General features: G+C 40.7%; 15 protein-coding genes. All 15 read right to left on the bottom strand.

Going from position 1 to position 18,025, the window contains the following annotated elements:
• Positions 1-15: 15 nt before the first annotated feature.
• The 15 genes from NSQ76_RS07980 to murG all read right to left on the bottom strand — a co-directional run bounded on the left by NSQ76_RS07980 (position 16) and on the right by murG (position 17,940).
• Entirely contained in the window at positions 16-447 is a 432-nt protein-coding gene (locus tag NSQ76_RS07980) for a transcriptional regulator GutM (protein ID WP_024424247.1), read from the bottom strand.
• A 12-nt stretch (positions 448-459) separates the two neighbouring features.
• A complete protein-coding gene (locus NSQ76_RS07975; protein WP_024426935.1) occupies positions 460-1,704 on the bottom strand; it encodes an NAD(P)H-dependent oxidoreductase in 1,245 nt (414 codons plus the stop codon).
• A gap of 244 nt (positions 1,705-1,948) precedes the next feature.
• Positions 1,949-2,887, bottom strand: a complete 939-nt coding sequence (locus tag NSQ76_RS07970) for a sugar-binding transcriptional regulator (protein ID WP_024424249.1) — start codon at positions 2,885-2,887, stop codon at positions 1,949-1,951.
• 150 nt (positions 2,888-3,037) lie between these two features.
• Positions 3,038-3,817, bottom strand: a complete 780-nt coding sequence (gene sigG / locus NSQ76_RS07965; RefSeq protein WP_024424250.1) for an RNA polymerase sporulation sigma factor SigG — start codon at positions 3,815-3,817, stop codon at positions 3,038-3,040.
• A 143-nt stretch (positions 3,818-3,960) separates the two neighbouring features.
• On the bottom strand, positions 3,961-4,680 hold the full coding sequence (sigE, locus tag NSQ76_RS07960; RefSeq protein ID WP_034623684.1) for an RNA polymerase sporulation sigma factor SigE: 720 nt from the start codon (positions 4,678-4,680) through the stop codon (positions 3,961-3,963).
• Between the two features lie 58 nt (positions 4,681-4,738).
• A complete protein-coding gene (gene spoIIGA / locus NSQ76_RS07955) occupies positions 4,739-5,668 on the bottom strand; it encodes a sigma-E processing peptidase SpoIIGA (RefSeq protein WP_024426933.1) in 930 nt (309 codons plus the stop codon).
• Positions 5,669-5,917: 249 nt separating this feature from the next.
• Complete coding sequence (locus tag NSQ76_RS07950) at positions 5,918-10,234, bottom strand: S8 family serine peptidase (protein WP_341053286.1); 4,317 nt, start codon at positions 10,232-10,234, stop codon at positions 5,918-5,920.
• Positions 10,235-10,536: 302 nt separating this feature from the next.
• Entirely contained in the window at positions 10,537-11,682 is a 1,146-nt protein-coding gene (gene ftsZ / locus NSQ76_RS07945; RefSeq protein WP_024426931.1) for a cell division protein FtsZ, read from the bottom strand.
• A 33-nt stretch (positions 11,683-11,715) separates the two neighbouring features.
• Complete coding sequence (gene ftsA / locus NSQ76_RS07940; protein WP_024424253.1) at positions 11,716-13,038, bottom strand: cell division protein FtsA; 1,323 nt, start codon at positions 13,036-13,038, stop codon at positions 11,716-11,718.
• A 159-nt stretch (positions 13,039-13,197) separates the two neighbouring features.
• A complete protein-coding gene (locus tag NSQ76_RS07935; RefSeq protein WP_003210988.1) occupies positions 13,198-13,566 on the bottom strand; it encodes a small basic family protein in 369 nt (122 codons plus the stop codon).
• On the bottom strand, positions 13,566-14,291 hold the full coding sequence (locus NSQ76_RS07930; RefSeq protein WP_041117315.1) for a DUF881 domain-containing protein: 726 nt from the start codon (positions 14,289-14,291) through the stop codon (positions 13,566-13,568). Before NSQ76_RS07930 ends, NSQ76_RS07935 begins: the two co-directional genes overlap by 1 nt.
• Before the next feature lie 20 nt (positions 14,292-14,311).
• Positions 14,312-15,001: a DUF881 domain-containing protein gene (locus NSQ76_RS07925; RefSeq protein WP_024424255.1), complete on the bottom strand. Its 690-nt coding sequence runs from the start codon at positions 14,999-15,001 to the stop codon at positions 14,312-14,314.
• Positions 14,998-15,777 (bottom strand): cell division protein FtsQ/DivIB, encoded by a 780-nt coding sequence (locus NSQ76_RS07920; RefSeq protein ID WP_024424256.1) that lies wholly within the window; start codon positions 15,775-15,777, stop codon positions 14,998-15,000. Before NSQ76_RS07920 ends, NSQ76_RS07925 begins: the two co-directional genes overlap by 4 nt.
• A gap of 125 nt (positions 15,778-15,902) precedes the next feature.
• Positions 15,903-16,814 carry a UDP-N-acetylmuramate dehydrogenase gene (gene murB / locus NSQ76_RS07915; RefSeq protein ID WP_034623687.1) on the bottom strand — a complete coding sequence of 304 codons (912 nt, stop codon included), beginning with the start codon at positions 16,812-16,814 and terminating at the stop codon, positions 15,903-15,905.
• A 31-nt stretch (positions 16,815-16,845) separates the two neighbouring features.
• On the bottom strand, positions 16,846-17,940 hold the full coding sequence (gene murG, locus NSQ76_RS07910) for an undecaprenyldiphospho-muramoylpentapeptide beta-N-acetylglucosaminyltransferase (RefSeq protein WP_024426929.1): 1,095 nt from the start codon (positions 17,938-17,940) through the stop codon (positions 16,846-16,848).
• Positions 17,941-18,025 lie beyond the last annotated feature (85 nt).

Genomic DNA, 18,025 nt, shown 5'->3' with positions numbered 1-18,025 from the left:
TCATCTCCCCTTTCTTTAGTTCACATTTGTTATATTTTTTTTCGAAATCGAGACAAGTGCCTGTTCAGCCGCCATGGAAAGTGCTTGCATGACAGCTGGCGCTTTTTTGCGCTTTTTCAACGTTTTCTTCATCATGTGGTGCTCATCCAGCACAGCCCCTACATGCTTGCCTTCATATGCAGGGACTTCTTTAAATTTAGATAAGATCGACACGCCGCCAAGCACATGGCATTTTTGAATGATATACGATTCATCCACAATGATGAGCGCAATGGCCCCAGGGCCAACTTTGCGCCGTTCCATTCCTGAAAATAAGTGATAGCCTTGTTTCCCTCTGTAGTCATCAATCAGTGAGTCCATGCTTTTACGGTAATACTTGATTTGAATAAAAGATAACCCATACTGCACGATGAGAATGATACAAAGTACGATTGCTAATTTTTCCATAGCTTCACGTCCTTATGATTGAAATAAGTGATCTTGTAATGAACGCAGCTTCCAGACGGTTGTGTTTGAATCAAGCTCTACATCATCATGAGTAAGGAACTGTCCTAATTTAATGTCTTTTTTCGCTACGACTTTTCCGCTGATTAAACCAATTGGAATGTGACCGTTCGTTTTCATGTCTTGATGCGTTTCAAGTACACCTCTTACGGAGTATCCGCCAATCCCGTCAAGTGATTCCCCTGCTTTAATATCTCTTTTCGCAACAGCGACTGTTTCTGACACTGGTACACCAATCGGGTGGATCGATGAATCATGCTGTAAGACCGCTTTTGCGATGGTAACAGGTGTTTCAAGACTCGCTAAATGGAAAGGACGGTAAAGCGTGTAGTGAGGACCTTTTCCAACTTTTAAGTAACGAAGCTCTTCATCTACTGGCTCTAGATCACTCTTGACGATAACGAATACGCCAGGAGCAAGTCCATTTACATATTCAACGACTCCGAAGTTATCGAGCACGCCGCCTTGTTGTTTTTGATTCAATTTATCTGCTACATTCTCTAAATTTGCTTCGACTCCGTGCATACCGACTTTATCTGGCAAAAGCCCTGTCGCGTTACTTAATAAGTTCATTTCTGCCATTGTTTTTGTTCCGTCTTGGAAGGCAGCGAGCATATGTGCACTCATATGTTTACTATCTGCTTCTGCTTTACACGTATCTGGATTTGCTTCTGGGAAGAATGGGTTGTTCTTGCCTTTCCCAGCAACGAGCACCTCAAGTCCCATTGTTTTTGCAAATTCATATAATTCTAGTGTTGCTGCCGGTTCGTCTCCAGCTGATCCAGAATAAACAAGTCCTGCATTTGTGAATAATTTATGCATCACCAAACCGATGGTAATATCAACTTCTACATTTAAAAGAACGAGATGTTTCTTTGAATTAAGCGCTTCCAAAGAAATGTTTGCTCCGACCTCTGGCACTCCTGTTGCATCTACGACAACTTCCACAAAATCTGATTGAATCACTTCTCTATAATCATTTGTGACGACCATTTGATGCGGCTTCGCATGCTGCTTATAAAAATTCGCTGCCTTCTCTGCTGCACTAAGGTGAATATCACAAACACCTGCTACAATCATGCCTGGAATTTTAGAAATTTGTGAAATAAGTCCAAAGCCCATTTGGCCTGCCCCAATAATTCCTACTTTGATTGGATCTCCACTGCGTTCTCGAGCTAACAACTGTTGATAGATTGACATCTAAATCATCCTTTCAGGTTTTCTTGCTTCTCGGGTAGATTGCTAGAAAAATAATCTGAAACTTTTAACAAATGTTATAAAAATTAACAAAAATCTGTTTCTTGTAACATTTGTTATTTTATTTATCATTTGTTATGAACTTAGTTTATATGATGTGTCAACTTTGTGTCAAGATAAAATCAATAAAATTTTCAATCTTTTTGAGTCTAAAGACTCAAAAAAACTACCTAATCATATTAGGTAGTTACTTTAATAAGGCATCTCCTGTTCGTTCATCCGTAATTAATACATGAATTAATCCACCTTCTAAGGCTGCCCGGATCGCTTCAACTTTTTCTTCTCCTCCAGCGACACCAATGACTAGCGGGATTTCTTTCAACTTTTGCGGGCTTATGCCCATTACCCTGTCGTTCCATGGGTGAGGATACACTTCCCCTTGGTGATCAATAAAGTTATAGCAAATGTCACCCGCTACATCCTTCGCTTGAAGAATATCCTCCTCACCGCTTGTCATATAAGATTTCACCATCGTTGAATGCTGCGGAACCCCGCCAATCCCGACAACCGCAATATTTGATGATTCTCCTAATTCAATCACTTTTTTGATTGACGGCTGCCGTATCAGTACATCCTTCGCTTCTTTCGTATCAAGCATGACAGGCACATGTAAAAACTCACATTTAGATTTGAGTGCCTCTGTGCATCTCGCAATAATATAATTGGCATGGATATCAACATCTTCGTTTCCCACACCCCCGACAAGCGGAACAAATGTCACGGATGGGTAGTGCTGAACTGACGTAAGCGATTTCGCCATTTCATGCAAAGTGGTTCCTGAGGAAAAACCGATGACTTGTCCATCCTTCATGACTTTTAATAAAAAGCCTGCCGCCGCAGCGCCGATTCGGCTTTTTGTTGTTTCTTGGCTGAGCGTTTCCACACAGACGACTTCTCGCAGCCCGTATTTCCGCTCTATTTTTCTTTCTAAAGATCCATATTGTTGATTCATTTCATCATGAATAATGATTTCCACGATTCCTGCTTCACGTGCTTTTGCCAAATATTTCGATATGAGCGAACGGCTAACCCCAACAGCATCTGCTATTTTAGATTGAGTGGCGCCTTCTTCATAATACATATGCGCAACCTTAATGAGCAGCCTTCTTTCATCATGGAATGTCATAATAACCCTTCTTTCCGCTTAAGTGTTCCCTAACAAATGATATCTAAAATAACATTTGTTAAAAACAGATTAAATGAAAAAAATAACAGAGTCAATACTAGAGACGTGCTCTTTCCAAGAATGAAAAAAGCCGCACATGAAGCGGCGGCTTTAAAAGATGTTTTTATTCATTTGTTTGATGGCTGCTTTTTCAAGTCTTGAGACTTGTGCTTGAGAAATCCCGATCTCTTCAGCGACTTCCATTTGCGTTTTTCCTTGGAAGAAGCGTTTGCGGAGAATCATTTTTTCTCGATCATTCAATCTGCGCATTCCCTCTTTTAAGGCCAATTCCTCTACCCATTGTGTGTCTTTGTTCCGATCATCACTAATTTGATCCATCACATAAATCGGATCTCCTCCGTCATTATAGATCGGTTCAAACAAAGAAACAGGATCTTGAATCGCATCTAGGGCAAAGACAATTTCCTCATGAGGCACTTCCAGCACTTTGGCAATGTCTTCTGCCGTTGGCTCCTTGCTTGTCTCACTAATCAGCCTCTCACGAACCTGAAGCGCTTTGTAGGCAATATCTCTTAGTGAACGAGACACCCGAATTGGGTTGTTATCACGCAAGTATCGACGGATTTCTCCTATGATCATAGGGACCGCATAAGTTGAAAATCTGACATTGTGGCTTAAATCAAAATTATCAATTGATTTCATTAATCCGATACAGCCTACTTGGAAGAGATCATCCACATACTCGCCTCTGTTGTTAAAACGCTGAATCACACTTAAAACCAACCGCAAATTGCCATTGACTAGCTTTTCTCTTGCTGTATCGTCACCCTCATCTTGCAGCTGTCTGAACAATTTTCTCATCTCTTCGTTTTTCAGAACAGGCAGTTTGGAGGTGTCGACTCCGCAGATTTCCACTTTATTTCTGGACACTTTTTTCCCTCCCTACAGGAGCTGTTGTACAAAGTTCAGTATCTCCTTGGGATGGAAAAATATGCACGAGTGATGACGAGAATCATGAGAAAAGAAGTTGATTCCTTTGACAGCAAAGGGACAGGGCTTTTTTAAAAATTTTTTTAGACCATTTTGTTAAATTCTTTTTGTAATCGTTTAATAATTCTTTTTTCAAGCCTTGAAATATACGACTGGGAAATGCCTAGCATATCAGCGACATCTTTTTGGGTTTTTTCCTCACCGCCAACCAAGCCGAATCTAAGCTCCATGATCTGCTTTTCGCGGTCATTTAATTGTTCCAGCGCTTTTTTCAAAAGTTTTTTATCTACATTTGCTTCAATATCTCGTGTGATAATATCATCATCTGTTCCAAGTACGTCTGATAAAAGCAGTTCATTTCCGTCCCAATCAATGTTGAGCGGCTCATCAAACGACACTTCTGAACGAATTTTATTATTTCGGCGCAAATACATCAAAATCTCATTTTCAATACATCTCGAAGCATATGTCGCAAGCTTGATCTTTTTTTCTGGGTTAAATGTATTGACTGCCTTAATTAGACCAATAGTTCCAATACTAATTAAATCCTCAATATTAATCCCTGTGTTTTCAAATTTTCTTGCGATGTAGACCACCAACCGCAAATTTCTTTCAATCAGGATAGCCCTTGCTGTTTGATCACCTTTTGGTAATTTGACAAGCAGTTCCTGCTCTTCATCCTTTGATAATGGCGGCGGCAGCGCCTCACTACCACCAATATAATAAATCTCATCACTCTTAAGACCTAGCTTCATGAGGAGTTTATACCAGTAGTAACTGAGTTTAAATTTTAATTTTTTCATCTTCTTCTCCCTTCTAAATGTCAAGTTGACCTCGTAAGATAAAAGACATCACCAAAACTTAAGACACCCCTTGGATGATTTTTCCGTCTAACATATCTGGATGAATGATGGATTGAAATTCCTGATCTGCTGATAAACCGCTCAGACTCATGCCTACAAAACACTTGGCTGGCTGGATCATATGCGTTTTTGAATAAATGATGACCGTATCTGGTTTTAAGCATAGAAGAAACCCGTGATCATGACCGACCGCTCGATATGGAACAAGTCTTAAACGGTCAAGAAGCGGAAATTGATCATCGAGCTTTTGCATCACTTCAACAGGATGAGACTGCTTCATAAGCTCTATAAATGGCTCTCCGCAAATGGACATGAGTTGATCTGCTTGAACGATCATCACAGGTGTTTTCGTCATAGGATCATACAGCTGATTGCCAGAATCGACGAGTCCCTTTAAGCGGATGGTCTCTCCTTGAATGTGTATCTCCGCAAGGACTTGTTCATCAAACTGTCTTTTTTTCGCACCGACCTCTCCTAATCGTTTCTTTGAAAACAGCCAAATCGCAGGAAAGCCGGTTAAAACGAAAAGCCAGCTAATGGGATCACCAAAGCCATCATTTTGTGAAATCAGCAGCCCGTCTTGAATAACAGTATTGGTTTGTAAAAACGAATGAACCCCGATCATGCCTCCTCCCATCAAAAATGTGACAAAGTAAAAAGCAAACAGGTTTTGAAAAAAGAATCGAAATCTTTGAAATCCAAAAGTTGCAAGCACGATCAAGACAGAAAAAAGCAGTTTGCCTAGAGGGTGTGACACAAACATTGCAAATGGTGTAAAGAGCAAGAGAACAATGCTCGATCCAATCAGAGCTCCTAACATATATCGCCGTTTTTTTACTTGTCGTTTGAGAATAAATGCAGTGAGTAAGAGAAGCAATAGATCAAAACAAAAGTTTAACAGCCAAATCACATCTAAATAAATGACCACCTTCTGCTCCTTTCATCTGAAACAAAGAATCAAAAGCAGTACTTGCACTTGTTTGTACCAGTATAAAACAGCCAAGAGATGGAAGTCTGTCAATTCTTGTTGGGGATGATAGAGAACTTTTGGTGGATTGTTATTGTTTTTGTCGAGGAATGAGAGCACAAAGAAAGAGAGTGTGCTTCCGGACAAGCTTACAAACAATCATTCGAAACGAAAAAGACACGCTCCAAGGAGTCGTGCCTTTTTTAAGGATTATTTTACATTGATATTTAATGTGCCTGGGGCCTTTTGTCGAGTAACATTTCCATAATCATCCCGCACAATCACTTCAATGACTGCACCTTTTGCTTTGGCGGTAGAAGTAGCTGTCCAGTAACCTTCATATGTTCCCTTGGCTACCTCACGAAGCGGCAGCTCTGTTGTATTTTGCAGCTTTGATCTCGCGTTTGTCAGCGGCATGTGAATGACAAACGTTGCGTCTAGCTTTTCTCTGCTGTTAAATGAAATTTTAACAGACTCACCTGATGATAGATTGACATTCTCTGCTGGTGTCAGCTTAGAAATCTCAGGCGCTTCGTATTGAACATCGATATCGACTTTTTTAGTCGTTTTGTTTCCTGCTGCATCTTTTGCTGTTACTTTGATCGTATTTTTCCCGTTTTCAAGCAGGATTCTTGCAGAATATTTCCCATCTTTTATTGCTGCTTTTTTTCCATTCACAGTGACTTGATCAAGATGATCATCCGTTACCTTTCCTTCTACAGTGAGTGATTCTTTGTTAGACTTTTCCCCTTTTTTTGGTGTATCTATCGTTAACACTGGGGCTGTTTGATCAATGATCACCTTGACTGATTTGGATTTTTTCGTTGCGCCTTTATCCGTAACAGTAGCAGCCGTGAATACATGCTCTCCGCTTGACACTGTAACCTTCTCTTCGAAAGCACCCGACTGATCTGCTTTCACTTTGGCAATCTCTTTATCGTTTTGATAGATCGCTACATCAAGCCCTGGAGAGGCTTTCCCTTCAATCTCCAGTTCATCTTTGTTCGTGATCGTTCCAGCCTTTGGAGATGTTATTTCTGGCACATCTGCTTCATATTGGACAAGCGCACGAATCATATAATTTCCCTCTTCTTTTGGAGAAGGAGAAAAGGCACCGCTTGTCAGCTGCCAGCTTCTTTCAGCATTTGGTCCATTTTCATCTGTTGCAAGGCCTGGAGATTCCGTATTCTTTTTCGTTTGAATATAGACAAGATAGAAATCTCCATCCACCGTAATGGCTTGATCTTCTAAATCTACTTTTGTCCATTCACCATTACGCAGCGCATTCGCTTTAAAAGGTCCAGCAATTTTCTCACCTGGAGCGCCGTCCTTCCCAGAAGCATCATACACTTCAACCGCAAATTCATTCCCGCCAGGGGCTGGCCACTCTGTTGTCCAGAAACGGAAAAGCCCCCCTGTGACCTGTGCTTGTTTCTTCCCTTTTTCTAATGAAAATTTCACCGCCCAGCCATTACCAGGATCATAGAACGCCCGTGCATTTTCAGCTGTTCCGTCATCGTAGCCAATTTCGCCAGCAATACCGATGAAAGGTTCCAGCTTGATTGCTTTTTCAAGCGGCTTTTCTGTCACATCGGCTGTAAACGAATATCCTTTAAACCCTTTCGCAAATACTTTGACTGTATACACACCGCTCAATGCCTCTAGAGAAAACTCGCCAGATTCATCTGTTTTCACCGGCTCAATTTTCGCATCCTCTACAAGATAAACCGTAGCATCCTTTACTTTTTCACCCGTTGTTTCATTGACAATTGTGCCAGATATCGTTCGTTTTTCTAGTGGCTGTAATGAGAAATTTGCCTCTGCCTGATCATTTGCAGGAATATTGACTTTTTGTGTGCGTGATTCAAAGCCATATGCTTCAGCTTTCACTGTAAATTCCCCTGCACCATGAGAAAGCTGATATCTCCCTGTCGCTTCATCTGTGTACGTGGACTTGCCGCTTTCAAGAACACTGATTTCTGCCTTCATCGGAAGAGCTTTGATAGATGGGGCATCTACGCTTTTTTCCTTTTTCATCTGGACATGTTTGTCTTTTATTTTAGCAGGCTTTGCGCTTTTCGGATCGACAGGTTTCTTCAGCTCCTGTGCTGGCTTTTCTTTTTTGATGACGCCAAGCTGTTTCTTTGCCTTTTGAGGCAAGGCTTGATCTGTTATTTTCACATCATCTAAATAAAAACCGTCTTTTGTCACACTGCCATCCGTTCTTAGCTGAAAAATAACTCTCACGTTCTGACCTTTGTAAGCAGATAAATCTACTTCTCCTTTTGTCCATCCACTTGTTTTGCCTGTGTAGGCTGCCACTTGGACAGCATCTTCCCCCTCAGGCTGCACATGAATATGCACATAGTCATAATTTGCTTCAAGGTCATGCCAGTATTGATATTGTAAAAAGGCGGAGCCTGACTCAGGTACAGCAATCATCGGCATAGATAAATGAGCATCTGTTTGATTTTCATAAGGACTGTCTAGGTTTGTAGCGTAGACATGATCTCCAGTAAAGGCCTGTTTCGGACCTGTGGTCGGCTTCCCCCACTGCCAAGGATCTTTTGTTCCACCACTGAACCATCCACTTGGCCAAGCTTCAAAATCTTGCGAGTAGCCAGTCGTGATGGATGTTTTAATCGGAAGCGTATACGGTTCTGATGCAGCTTCATTTTCTCCAAAATCTTTCACAATCCATCGGTACGTGACATTTTCACCCTCAAGTTCTGGGAGCTGAACAACATATGTCCCTTTTAAATGATTTCCATCCGTTCGTTTTGCTTGCAGCGTCTCCCTTTTCCCTTGATCCACTTGATAGCTCAAGGAGACATTTGTCACAGCTACTTTATCTTCTGCTGTAATACTTAGAGGTGTTGGCGTAGAGGCAAAAATTTCATTCGGTCCTTTATGAGAAAAAACAGGTGGGTCTGTATCTTCTCCTTCTTTTGTTACCTGTCCTTCAATCTTGCCAATTCCATCTGTTAATGCTGTGATGGCTTCTTTTGCATCAACTAATCCTGCCCCATAGCCATTGTTAGGGGATTCCGGGAATTGCTGATCTGTCAGCGGTTTTGCAGTATCAATGAGAATTTCTTCGATCTCTTCAACAGACAGATCTGACTGTACTTGGCGCAGAAGAGCCACAACAGCTGAAACATGCGGACCTGCCATCGAGGTCCCATTCCAGCCATCCTCATACCCTTTCCCAGGAATAGAAGAACGAATATTTACCCCTGGGGCCGCAATATCTGGTTTCATGACCCCATATGGAGAAGGGCCTTGCAAAGAGAAAGAACCCAATTTGTTGTTTTGATCTGTTGCACCCGTCGCAAAGGCTTCGGGATAGTTCGCAGGATTTGCAATAGATCCCTCACCGCCAGGGTTAAATAAATCCGTATTACCAGCTGAAAACTCTGGGAAGATGTCCGCTGCTCTCCAAGCATTGACCACATCTTTATACCAATCATCAAGACCAGGCCCACCGCCCCAAGAATTATTGACCACATCTGGCGCCTTTTCTGGATGAGGGGTTCCGTTTTCATCTTTTGGAGCTAAAATCCATTCACCTGCGTCAAGCAGATCAGCATCTGATCCACCATCTTCTGAGAAAGCTTTCACCGCGATCCATTTTGCACCTGGTGCGACTCCAATTTGATTCTCTCCATTTGGCTCAGAGCCAACCATCGTTCCCGTTACATGTGTACCATGCTCTAAATCATCGTATGGCGCTTTAGAACCTGTCGTTGCATCGTACCAATTGAATTCATGAGAAGGTTCATTCGGACGTGCAGGGTCAAATCCGCGGTATTTTTCTTTTAATGCAGGATGATCCCATTCCACACCTGTATCAATACTTGCCACAACGGTACCAGTTCCGTCATAGCCTAAAGCCCACGCTTCTGGGGCATGAACTTGAGAAATATTCCACTCGATTCCATCTGCTGCTTTGATTTGTTTGTTTTTCTTTGAAGTCTTCAAATCAACAGGACGATGGATTTGACGGATTTCATTTGGCAGCACTTGATCTACTTCTGGGAAGGAAGCTACCTTTTCCATGACTTCTTTCGTTCCCGTCACAGCGAGACCATTCACAATATAGTACGAATGAATATCCTTCACTTGCTTTTTCTTCTGGGCTTTTTGTAAATAAGCAAGCAGCGCTTCCTGCGTCTCTTCAGACGTCGCTCTTAGTTCTGATACGACAGCTGATCTTTTTGTGTACTGCGTTTTAGCAGCTGTTAACTTTTGTTTTTTGGCTTTTGACACAGCATCCTTCGCCACTTTTTTGACATTGGTTTGTTCCTTCATTTTGACTAAAAAGGTCACCTTGTCTTCTTGTTGAAACTGTTTCATTAATCTAGATGAGATCTTTGCTTTTGTTTTCTTGGAGGAAACAGCTTCCTCTTGATATGAGGTAGAAGTCGATTTTGCTTGAACCATCCCAAAGCTTGTCATCATTAAAGTACCAATCACCAAAAGACTCATCAAACGATAGCCGGCGGTTTTGCGAAACTTCACTTTCAATCAAATCCCTCCTCCTCAAATGGTCAAACAGTGTATGGGTTTAACTCCTCCCTTTCCTTTGTTCATGACAAGATTCATGGTGTTCTATTTAATGTAGTCAAATAAAGTTCATCATTTTGTCGCTTTTTGTAATAGGATTTAAAAATGATTCTTTTTACTTAATCACTCTAAGTCGAAATACATATGTTGGATAAAGTAATCCAGACACATTTAAGACTTTTTGATTAGTAGTGATGCGGGTTTCTTTATATATTGAACATGAAAAAATCCCCTTCCGGTGGAAGGGGATGAGTGATACTCGATTAGCGTTTATTACGGTTGCGCAAGAACGTTGGGATATCCAGCGTATCATCGCTTGATTGTGTATTTTGTCTCGGCTGAGATGATGACTGCTGATGTTCCTCACGTTTTACTTCACGTTTTTGAGGAATGGATTGATTTTGCTTTAATCCTTGCCCTAATGGATTTCTTTGTGGTTTTGACACCTCTGGCTCTTGCTCAATAAATCCAGTTGCGATCACGGTTACCACAATTTCATCCTTCAAGTTATCATTAATGACAGAACCGAAAATCATGTTTACATCTTCATCAGATGCAGAAGCCACAATGTCCGCTGCTTCTTGTACCTCATAAAGACTTAGGTTCGTACCACCAGTAATATTCATGATGACACCTTGTGCACCGTCGATTGCCGTTTCTAGAAGTGGTGAAGAAATAGCTTTCTTCGCAGCTTCAGCGGCACGATTTTCACCAGTCGCAACACCGATACCCATAAGAGCAGAACCTTTATTGGACATGATCGTTTTCACGTCAGCAAAGTCAAGGTTGATTAAACCTGGTGTAGCAATAAGATCTGAGATCCCTTGAACACCTTGTCGTAGCACGTTATCTGCTGCACGGAATGCTTCAAGCATTGGCGTGTTTTTATCAACAATTTCAAGCAAGCGATCGTTTGGAATCACAATTAAAGTGTCAACTGCTTCTTTCATAGAAGCAATTCCTTCAACTGCTTGAAGCTGACGCTTTCTTCCTTCAAATGTGAAAGGACGAGTCACGACTCCAACTGTCAATGCACCAGAATCTTTTGCGATTTTTGCAATGACAGGTGCAGCACCCGTACCAGTTCCACCGCCCATACCAGCAGTAACAAAGACCATGTCTGCGCCTTTTAATACTTCTTCAATCTGTTCTTTGCTTTCCTCAGCAGCTTTTTTACCGACTTCAGGATTCGCACCTGCTCCAAGCCCTCTTGTCAGCTTAGCACCGATTTGCATTTTCGTTTCTGCTTTTGATAGATTTAACGCCTGTGCATCTGTGTTGACTGCAATGAAATCGACACCTTGTACGTCATTTTCGATCATTCGGTTGACAGCGTTATTTCCGCCTCCACCTACTCCGATTACTTTAATTGATGCTAGGCCGTCTATATTTGTTTCAAACTCCAACATGCTGAATCCTCCTAATCCGTCGAAAATCTAATTCTATTCCCAGAACATATTAAATAGTTTTTTCATTTTGCCCGGTTTTTTATTTGTCTCTTCTTGTGCTTTTTGTTTTACTTTCGGTCTTGGCTGCGCTTCTTTCACTTGTGGTGCAGAAGAAACCGGCTCCATGGATGCGCCTACTTCATGAAACGCCTCATCCGGCATTTGGAATCCAACTTGTCTGCCCTGAATCTTTGCATTGCGATAAGCAAAGTGGATCAGACCCACTCCTGTCATATACTGAGGTTCTCTCACCCCAATATAATTCGGACTTGCAATTCTAACATTGTTTTGCAAGACCGTTTGTGCAAGAGAAAGGATACCTGGTATAGCTGCCTGTCCACCTGTTAGAACGAATCCGCCAGGCAAATCATGGACACCCATATTTCTTAATTCCTCTGCCACAAAGAGCAAGATTTCTTCCAGCCGAGCCTCGATGATATTAGCCGCCTCAAGCTGTGTATACGTCTGTTTCTGATCGGTACCGATGACAGAAACTTCAAATGTTTCCTCAGACGATGCCTCATCATAAAACGCATGTCCAAATTGTTTTTTGATTCGTTCAGCTTCTTCAGTAGAAGTTCTAAGTCCTATAGACAAATCTTTTGTAATGTTCTCTCCGCCCAAAGGGATACTGTGAGTAGAATAGAGATGCCCGTTTTCAAATACGGAAATCGTTGTAGATCCGCCGCCAATATCGACGAGAGCTACCCCTAGATTTTTTTCATCTTTCGATAATGCTGCTGAGCCCGATGCGAGCGGCTGCAAGCAAATATCCATAATTTCAATTCCAGCTCTTTCTACACATCGGAGCCAGTTATGTAGAATCGTTTTAGAACCTGTAATTAACGATCCATCCACCTCTAGCCGAACACCAAGCATTTTTTTCGGATCAGTGATCTCATCTCTTCCGTCGACGATAAATTGTCTCGGGATGACGTCTACGACGAGATGTTCTTGAGGAATAGATACTACCTGTGCAGCATCTAAGACACGTCTCACATCTTCAGCATGTATTTCTTTGTTTTCACTAGATACTGCGACCACGCCGCTCGTATTCTGAATATGAATGTGGTTTCCGTTAATTCCGACAATCGCCTTTTGTAAAGGAAAACCTACCATTCTCTCAGCCTGTTCAAATGCTTGTCTAATAGAATGAACTGTCTCATCTATATCAACAATCGATCCTTTTTTTAACCCTTCTGAAGGGACATTTCCAACACCTATAATGTTAAGCGAATCATCCGCCATTTCTCCGACGATGACTTTTATATTGGATGTACCGATGTCAAGGCTGACGTAAATTTCATTGTTGTTCATTCTATGGCACCTCCTCACATATCAATACTTTCTATTCTATTATTTGCTGAACAACAATACAATGAATGTGTTTTTACAAGTGTGTAACAAAACTTAAAAAATCAACATTTCTTATTAGGATTACTGAAAATATTCGTTACATCATATGTATATCCTTTTTTATGACTCACTTTTTTTCTTTTTTTCTCTAGAAATTGTCCATTTTGTTAGTAGAATTCTGCGAATAACTGCTATATTTTGAAACAATCTAACGCCGAAAGCAAACATTCCGACTAAATACAAGTCTACACCAAGATGGACGCCCAGAAAAGCTAAACTTATTGCAAGTATAATATTAAAGAAAAAGCCTGATACAAACACTAGTTCATCGTATGCCCCTTGCAGATGTGCCCTGATTCCACCAATCAATGTATCAAGCGCAGCAAGTACAGCGAGGGAAAGATAATTAGAATACTCATTCGGTATCGTAAAATTTGTTAAGAAACCGATCGCAACTCCTATGATTAAGCCAAGTACAGGAAGCCACATTAAGATTTTCCCTCCTTTACATCGTCAAGAGGCTTCAACTCGTTTAACTGAATTGCACCGTCATATGCTTTTAATTGAATTTGCTGCTTCGGCTGGCTAATACTTAAGCCGAAATTTTCCTGAGCAAACAAATCACCAATATCTGATACATTTAAACGGCTGTATAATTTGTCGGCCTGGTCGCTGATCATCTTGATGGTCACTTCATCACCATCTAAGCTGTAGCCATCCATTTTCGTCGTACCATTAATATCTCGAATCACACTTGTATTAATCACACGGTGGTCATTAATAGAAATATGTTTTGCTCCATACATATTGGCTTCGTTGATTAGCTTTTTCAGAAGATCAGGGGGGATATTTTTCACTTCTTCCCCGGTCAGATCCTTGGAGAAGAGCTGAGAGATGTCAACTTCAATTCCCTCCCCTGTCACTTCTGTAAAACCAGCCTTTTCTTTTAAATCTTTTAATGTTTTAGTTAGTTGAGCTTCTTTTGATTGATCTCCTTGACGACCATACTTTTTCAGCATTTCATCGTATTTATCAATTTCTTTCAGTAAATCCAATTCTTTACTTTTAGATGCAGATAAATCCTCTCTTAGCTCCCACACATCGCGAGTATCACGAACTTTGGGCTTTTGCAATGAATTAAATTGGATGGAGACCATGATGCCGAATATCACCATTAAGGCTGTCAAACTAAGTAAAGGCTTCTTTTTCCTCAACACCACTCACCTTTTCACTTTTAATCTTTGTGTTTTAAAAGAGGATTCATACGAATATCCTTTTTTTCAATCGTCATCGAAATGTGATCACTTGTCAGCTGATCGACCACTCCTCCTGCAATATTTAATGCAGGTATTAACACAGCCGGATCACCAATAGCAGAAATAACAAATGGCGCTGGATGCTGAACACCGTCAACTGTGACAACTGGGCCGTTACAATGTATGTATGATTGGTGTGTAATTCTCTGTCCATTAATAGATACGGCAGAGGCCCCTGATATAAACAGTTCGTTTATCACATGAAAAATGTGGCTCTCATGAACAATGTAATTATTGACATTTTGTCCACTCGGGATATAAGATGCATCTTCAAGGGATACTTTTACCCCTTTTCCTTTTACACCGATCTCTCCTGTAAACATCCTGTATTTCTCAACATCTTCCAATACATTAAAATACTGCTCTTTTTCATTTTTCAAATTGGACTCAGTGGCTTGAACCTGTGATTGAAGACTGTATAATTCTTTTTCAAGTTTCTGATTCGCCTTTTCTTGCTTTGTCAGCTGACTTTTCAAGGAGTATTCTTTTTTCCATTGCTCTGTTCGAATGACATCTGCCTGATGCTGCTTAGTATATTGGTATGAAAAAGAAATCAGAAAACCAAGAACAAGCATGACAATTGAGAATATAACTGTTTTGCCTCTCAACGTTCATCTTCCTTTTTCTTAGATTTAAACGCTTCAAAATACGTCGCGACTTCCATATGGATTGTGCCTTTTTCTGATGGCGAAAGTTCTTTTACAATGGCAGGATAGGTTTTCATTTTATCAGCGAATGTTTTAATTGATGCAATCACGGTGTTCCCGTCATTCATATAAAATTTAACGAGCCACTGGTTTGAGCTTGTTGGCACATAATATATTTCTGAGATGAGTTCCTGAATAGAGGCTGGCAGCTGATTTAAAGATCTAACCGTTTGCTTCAGCTTCTCTTTATTGTCCCAATCAACAAAAATAGGTCCTGCATGACTTGGTGTGACTTCTTCTGGTAATGCTGTCCCATTTTCAAGAAGCTCATAGTATAAATTTCCCTTTTGAAGATACGCAATATTGGCATATTCCTTGACAGCAATACTAACCTTATTTGGAAAATGTTTTTTGATACTGACACTTTTAATCAGTTTGTTTTGCTTAATATGATCTGCTGTTAAATCTTTATTTAAATTCCAAAACTCTGTTTCGCCTTCTTTAATCTGGGAAAGTTTCACAAGCTGTTTTGTAGGGACATGCTCATTACCCGTAATAGTTAAAGAAGAAATTTTACTGATTGGTGTCTGCAAATAAATAATGATTAAAACCATGATAAAAAACAGTAGAATAAAAGAGATTAGTCTCCGATTCGCTTTCTGCTTCCTTTGTTCTTTAATTTTAGGAATTCGTTCTTCTATATTGACGATCTTTTCATTTTCATGATCAGGCCGCATATATATTCTTCACCCCATTCAAAGCTGCTTGTCCACACCTTTGGGTCATCTTTTGATGAGAAAACAAACGGCATTCTTTCATGCCGTTTGTTTTCCTGTGATGCCATCATTCATAAGACTTGCTTTTATTTTGCTTCACCGATAATTTCTACTTCTGTATGCATTTCTACATTGTAGTCATCTTTAATTTTCTTTTGGATGTACTGGATTAAGTCCAGCACGTCTTGAGCAGTTGCCCCGCCAGCGTTCACAATAAAGTTGCCATGCATATCAGAGATTCTTGCTCCACCAATTTGGTACCCTTTTAAATTCGCTTTTTCTACAAGCTGTCCTGCATATTCAGGCAGCGGATTTCGAAAAATACTTCCGGCACATGGTCGATTATAAGGCTGTGTTTCCTTGCGATAGTCTTTATTTTGCTGCATTTTCTTTGTGATTTTCTCGCGATCATCCTGTTTGAGCTTAAACACGGCCTCGAGAACAATGCCTGGTCGTTCCTTTTGAAGGACAGACGTTCTATAGCTAAAGTTCATCTGCTCATTTGTTAGCCACTCGATGCTTCCATCTTCAAATAAGATTCTCGCTTTCACAAGAATCTTACTGATATCAGATCCGTGCGCACCTGCGTTCATATAAACAGCGCCGCCAATAGACCCTGGGATACCAGCTGCAAATTCCAGCCCTGAAAGACCCTGCTTACTAAGAGACGTTGCAAGCCTTACAACAGAATAGCCGCCGCCAACTGTAATTTCTTCATCATTTACAGTTAAGTGATCAAGTCCAGCGCCTAACTTCAGGACGACGCCACGTATTCCTTTATCAAGTACGAGTAAATTTGACCCTCTTCCAATAACCGTCCAGTCCGCGTGGTGTTTTTTTATCTGATCCATGATCGTTTTAACTGAATCGATATCTTTAGGAACGATCAATAGATCTGCCGGCCCGCCTATTTTCATTGTCGTATGATTTGCAAGCGGCTCATTTTCAAGCACTTTACCGACTTGCGCTTCTAATAATTCATTCTTCAAGTTCTCCATATTACCCTCCGCCTTACCTAATATCATTCCATCATGTAGTCGTAATTTCTTTTAATACATTATATAAACGTCCAGCCGCATCTGGTACTCCAAGTTCTTTTGTTAAACGGCTCATTTCGTTTAATTTTTCTTCATTACCAGCAATTTCATCAATGGCATGAAGGAGGCTTTCTCCAGAAAGCTCTGATTCTCTTAAAACGATTGCAGCGTCATGCTTTTCTAGTGATCTTGCATTGATTTCCTGGTGATTTGCCGTCACGTATGGGCTTGGAATAAAAATAGTTGGAATTCCAAGGGCTGTCACCTCAGCAATCGTTGTGGCACCGGCTCTTGCAACAATCACATCAATTGATTTCAAATACTCCGGCATTTGATGCAAGAAAGGCTTTGTGATCATATTAGGTGCTGCACCTTTTTCCTTTAGTTCGTTCAGCACTTTTTCATAATGAACCTCACCCGTGATATATAAAAGCTGATAGTTCTTAGCCTTTAATGCATCTTGCATGTCAATAACTGCTCTATTAATCGGCGCAGCCCCCCGGCTCCCGCCAAAAATAAGAACCGTTTTTTTCGTTTCATCCAGTCCAAACTCCTTCAGAGATTTCCCCTCTTTTATAGAGACGACTTCAGAGGCTCTAGGGTTTCCCGTAAATACAACCTTTTCAGAAGGAAAATGTGCCTTTGCTTCTTCAAAGCAGATGGCTACCTTATCAACATATCTTGCTAGAAACTTATTTGTGATACCAGGCAGGCTGTTCTGTTCGTGAATAATGGTCGGGATTTTCAGCTTAGAAGCTGCATAAACGACAGGGCCGCACACATAACCACCTGTTCCAATGACCGCATCTGGCTTAAATTCCTTTAAGTAAGATTTGCTTTTTTGAACGCCTTTTAGAAATCTCATCACCGTTTTTACGTTATCAAAGGAAAGCTTTCTTTTAAAACCTGAAATTTCTATGGATTTGAAAGGGATATTTTCTCTTTCTACAATTTTCTTTTCAAGTCCATTTTCAGTACCAATATATAAAAATTCTACATCAGGATGCAGTCTTTTCACTTCTTTAATAAAAGCTAAGGCTGGATAAATATGTCCGCCTGTTCCGCCTCCACTGATTACTATACGCATTATACCATTTCCCCTCAATTTTTTTCTGCTCTGAACAAAGTATAAACCCTGTTTTAAACAACAGGGCTCCGTTAAAACCTGTAAA

The sequence above is a fragment of the Bacillus sp. FSL M8-0256 genome (assembly GCF_038005765.1).
Lineage (GTDB): Bacteria > Bacillota > Bacilli > Bacillales > Bacillaceae > Bacillus > Bacillus safensis.
Note: the sequence above shows the minus strand (reverse complement) of the source record. Positions and strands in the feature narration are given on the sequence as shown.

What these genes read in the sequence shown, in the direction of transcription:
- NSQ76_RS07980 (WP_024424247.1), bottom strand. Translation starts at nt 447, where the DNA reads ATGGAAAAATTAGCAATCGTACTTTGTATCATTCTCATCGTGCAGTAT.
- NSQ76_RS07975 (WP_024426935.1), bottom strand. Translation starts at nt 1,704, where the DNA reads ATGTCAATCTATCAACAGTTGTTAGCTCGAGAACGCAGTGGAGATCCA.
- NSQ76_RS07970 (WP_024424249.1), bottom strand. Translation starts at nt 2,887, where the DNA reads ATGACATTCCATGATGAAAGAAGGCTGCTCATTAAGGTTGCGCATATG.
- sigE (WP_034623684.1), bottom strand. Translation starts at nt 4,680, where the DNA reads ATGAAAAAATTAAAATTTAAACTCAGTTACTACTGGTATAAACTCCTC.
- ftsZ (WP_024426931.1), bottom strand. Translation starts at nt 11,682, where the DNA reads ATGTTGGAGTTTGAAACAAATATAGACGGCCTAGCATCAATTAAAGTA.
- ftsA (WP_024424253.1), bottom strand. Translation starts at nt 13,038, where the DNA reads ATGAACAACAATGAAATTTACGTCAGCCTTGACATCGGTACATCCAAT.
- NSQ76_RS07935 (WP_003210988.1), bottom strand. Translation starts at nt 13,566, where the DNA reads ATGTGGCTTCCTGTACTTGGCTTAATCATAGGAGTTGCGATCGGTTTC.
- NSQ76_RS07920 (WP_024424256.1), bottom strand. Translation starts at nt 15,777, where the DNA reads ATGCGGCCTGATCATGAAAATGAAAAGATCGTCAATATAGAAGAACGA.
- murB (WP_034623687.1), bottom strand. Translation starts at nt 16,814, where the DNA reads ATGGAGAACTTGAAGAATGAATTATTAGAAGCGCAAGTCGGTAAAGTG.
- murG (WP_024426929.1), bottom strand. Translation starts at nt 17,940, where the DNA reads ATGCGTATAGTAATCAGTGGAGGCGGAACAGGCGGACATATTTATCCA.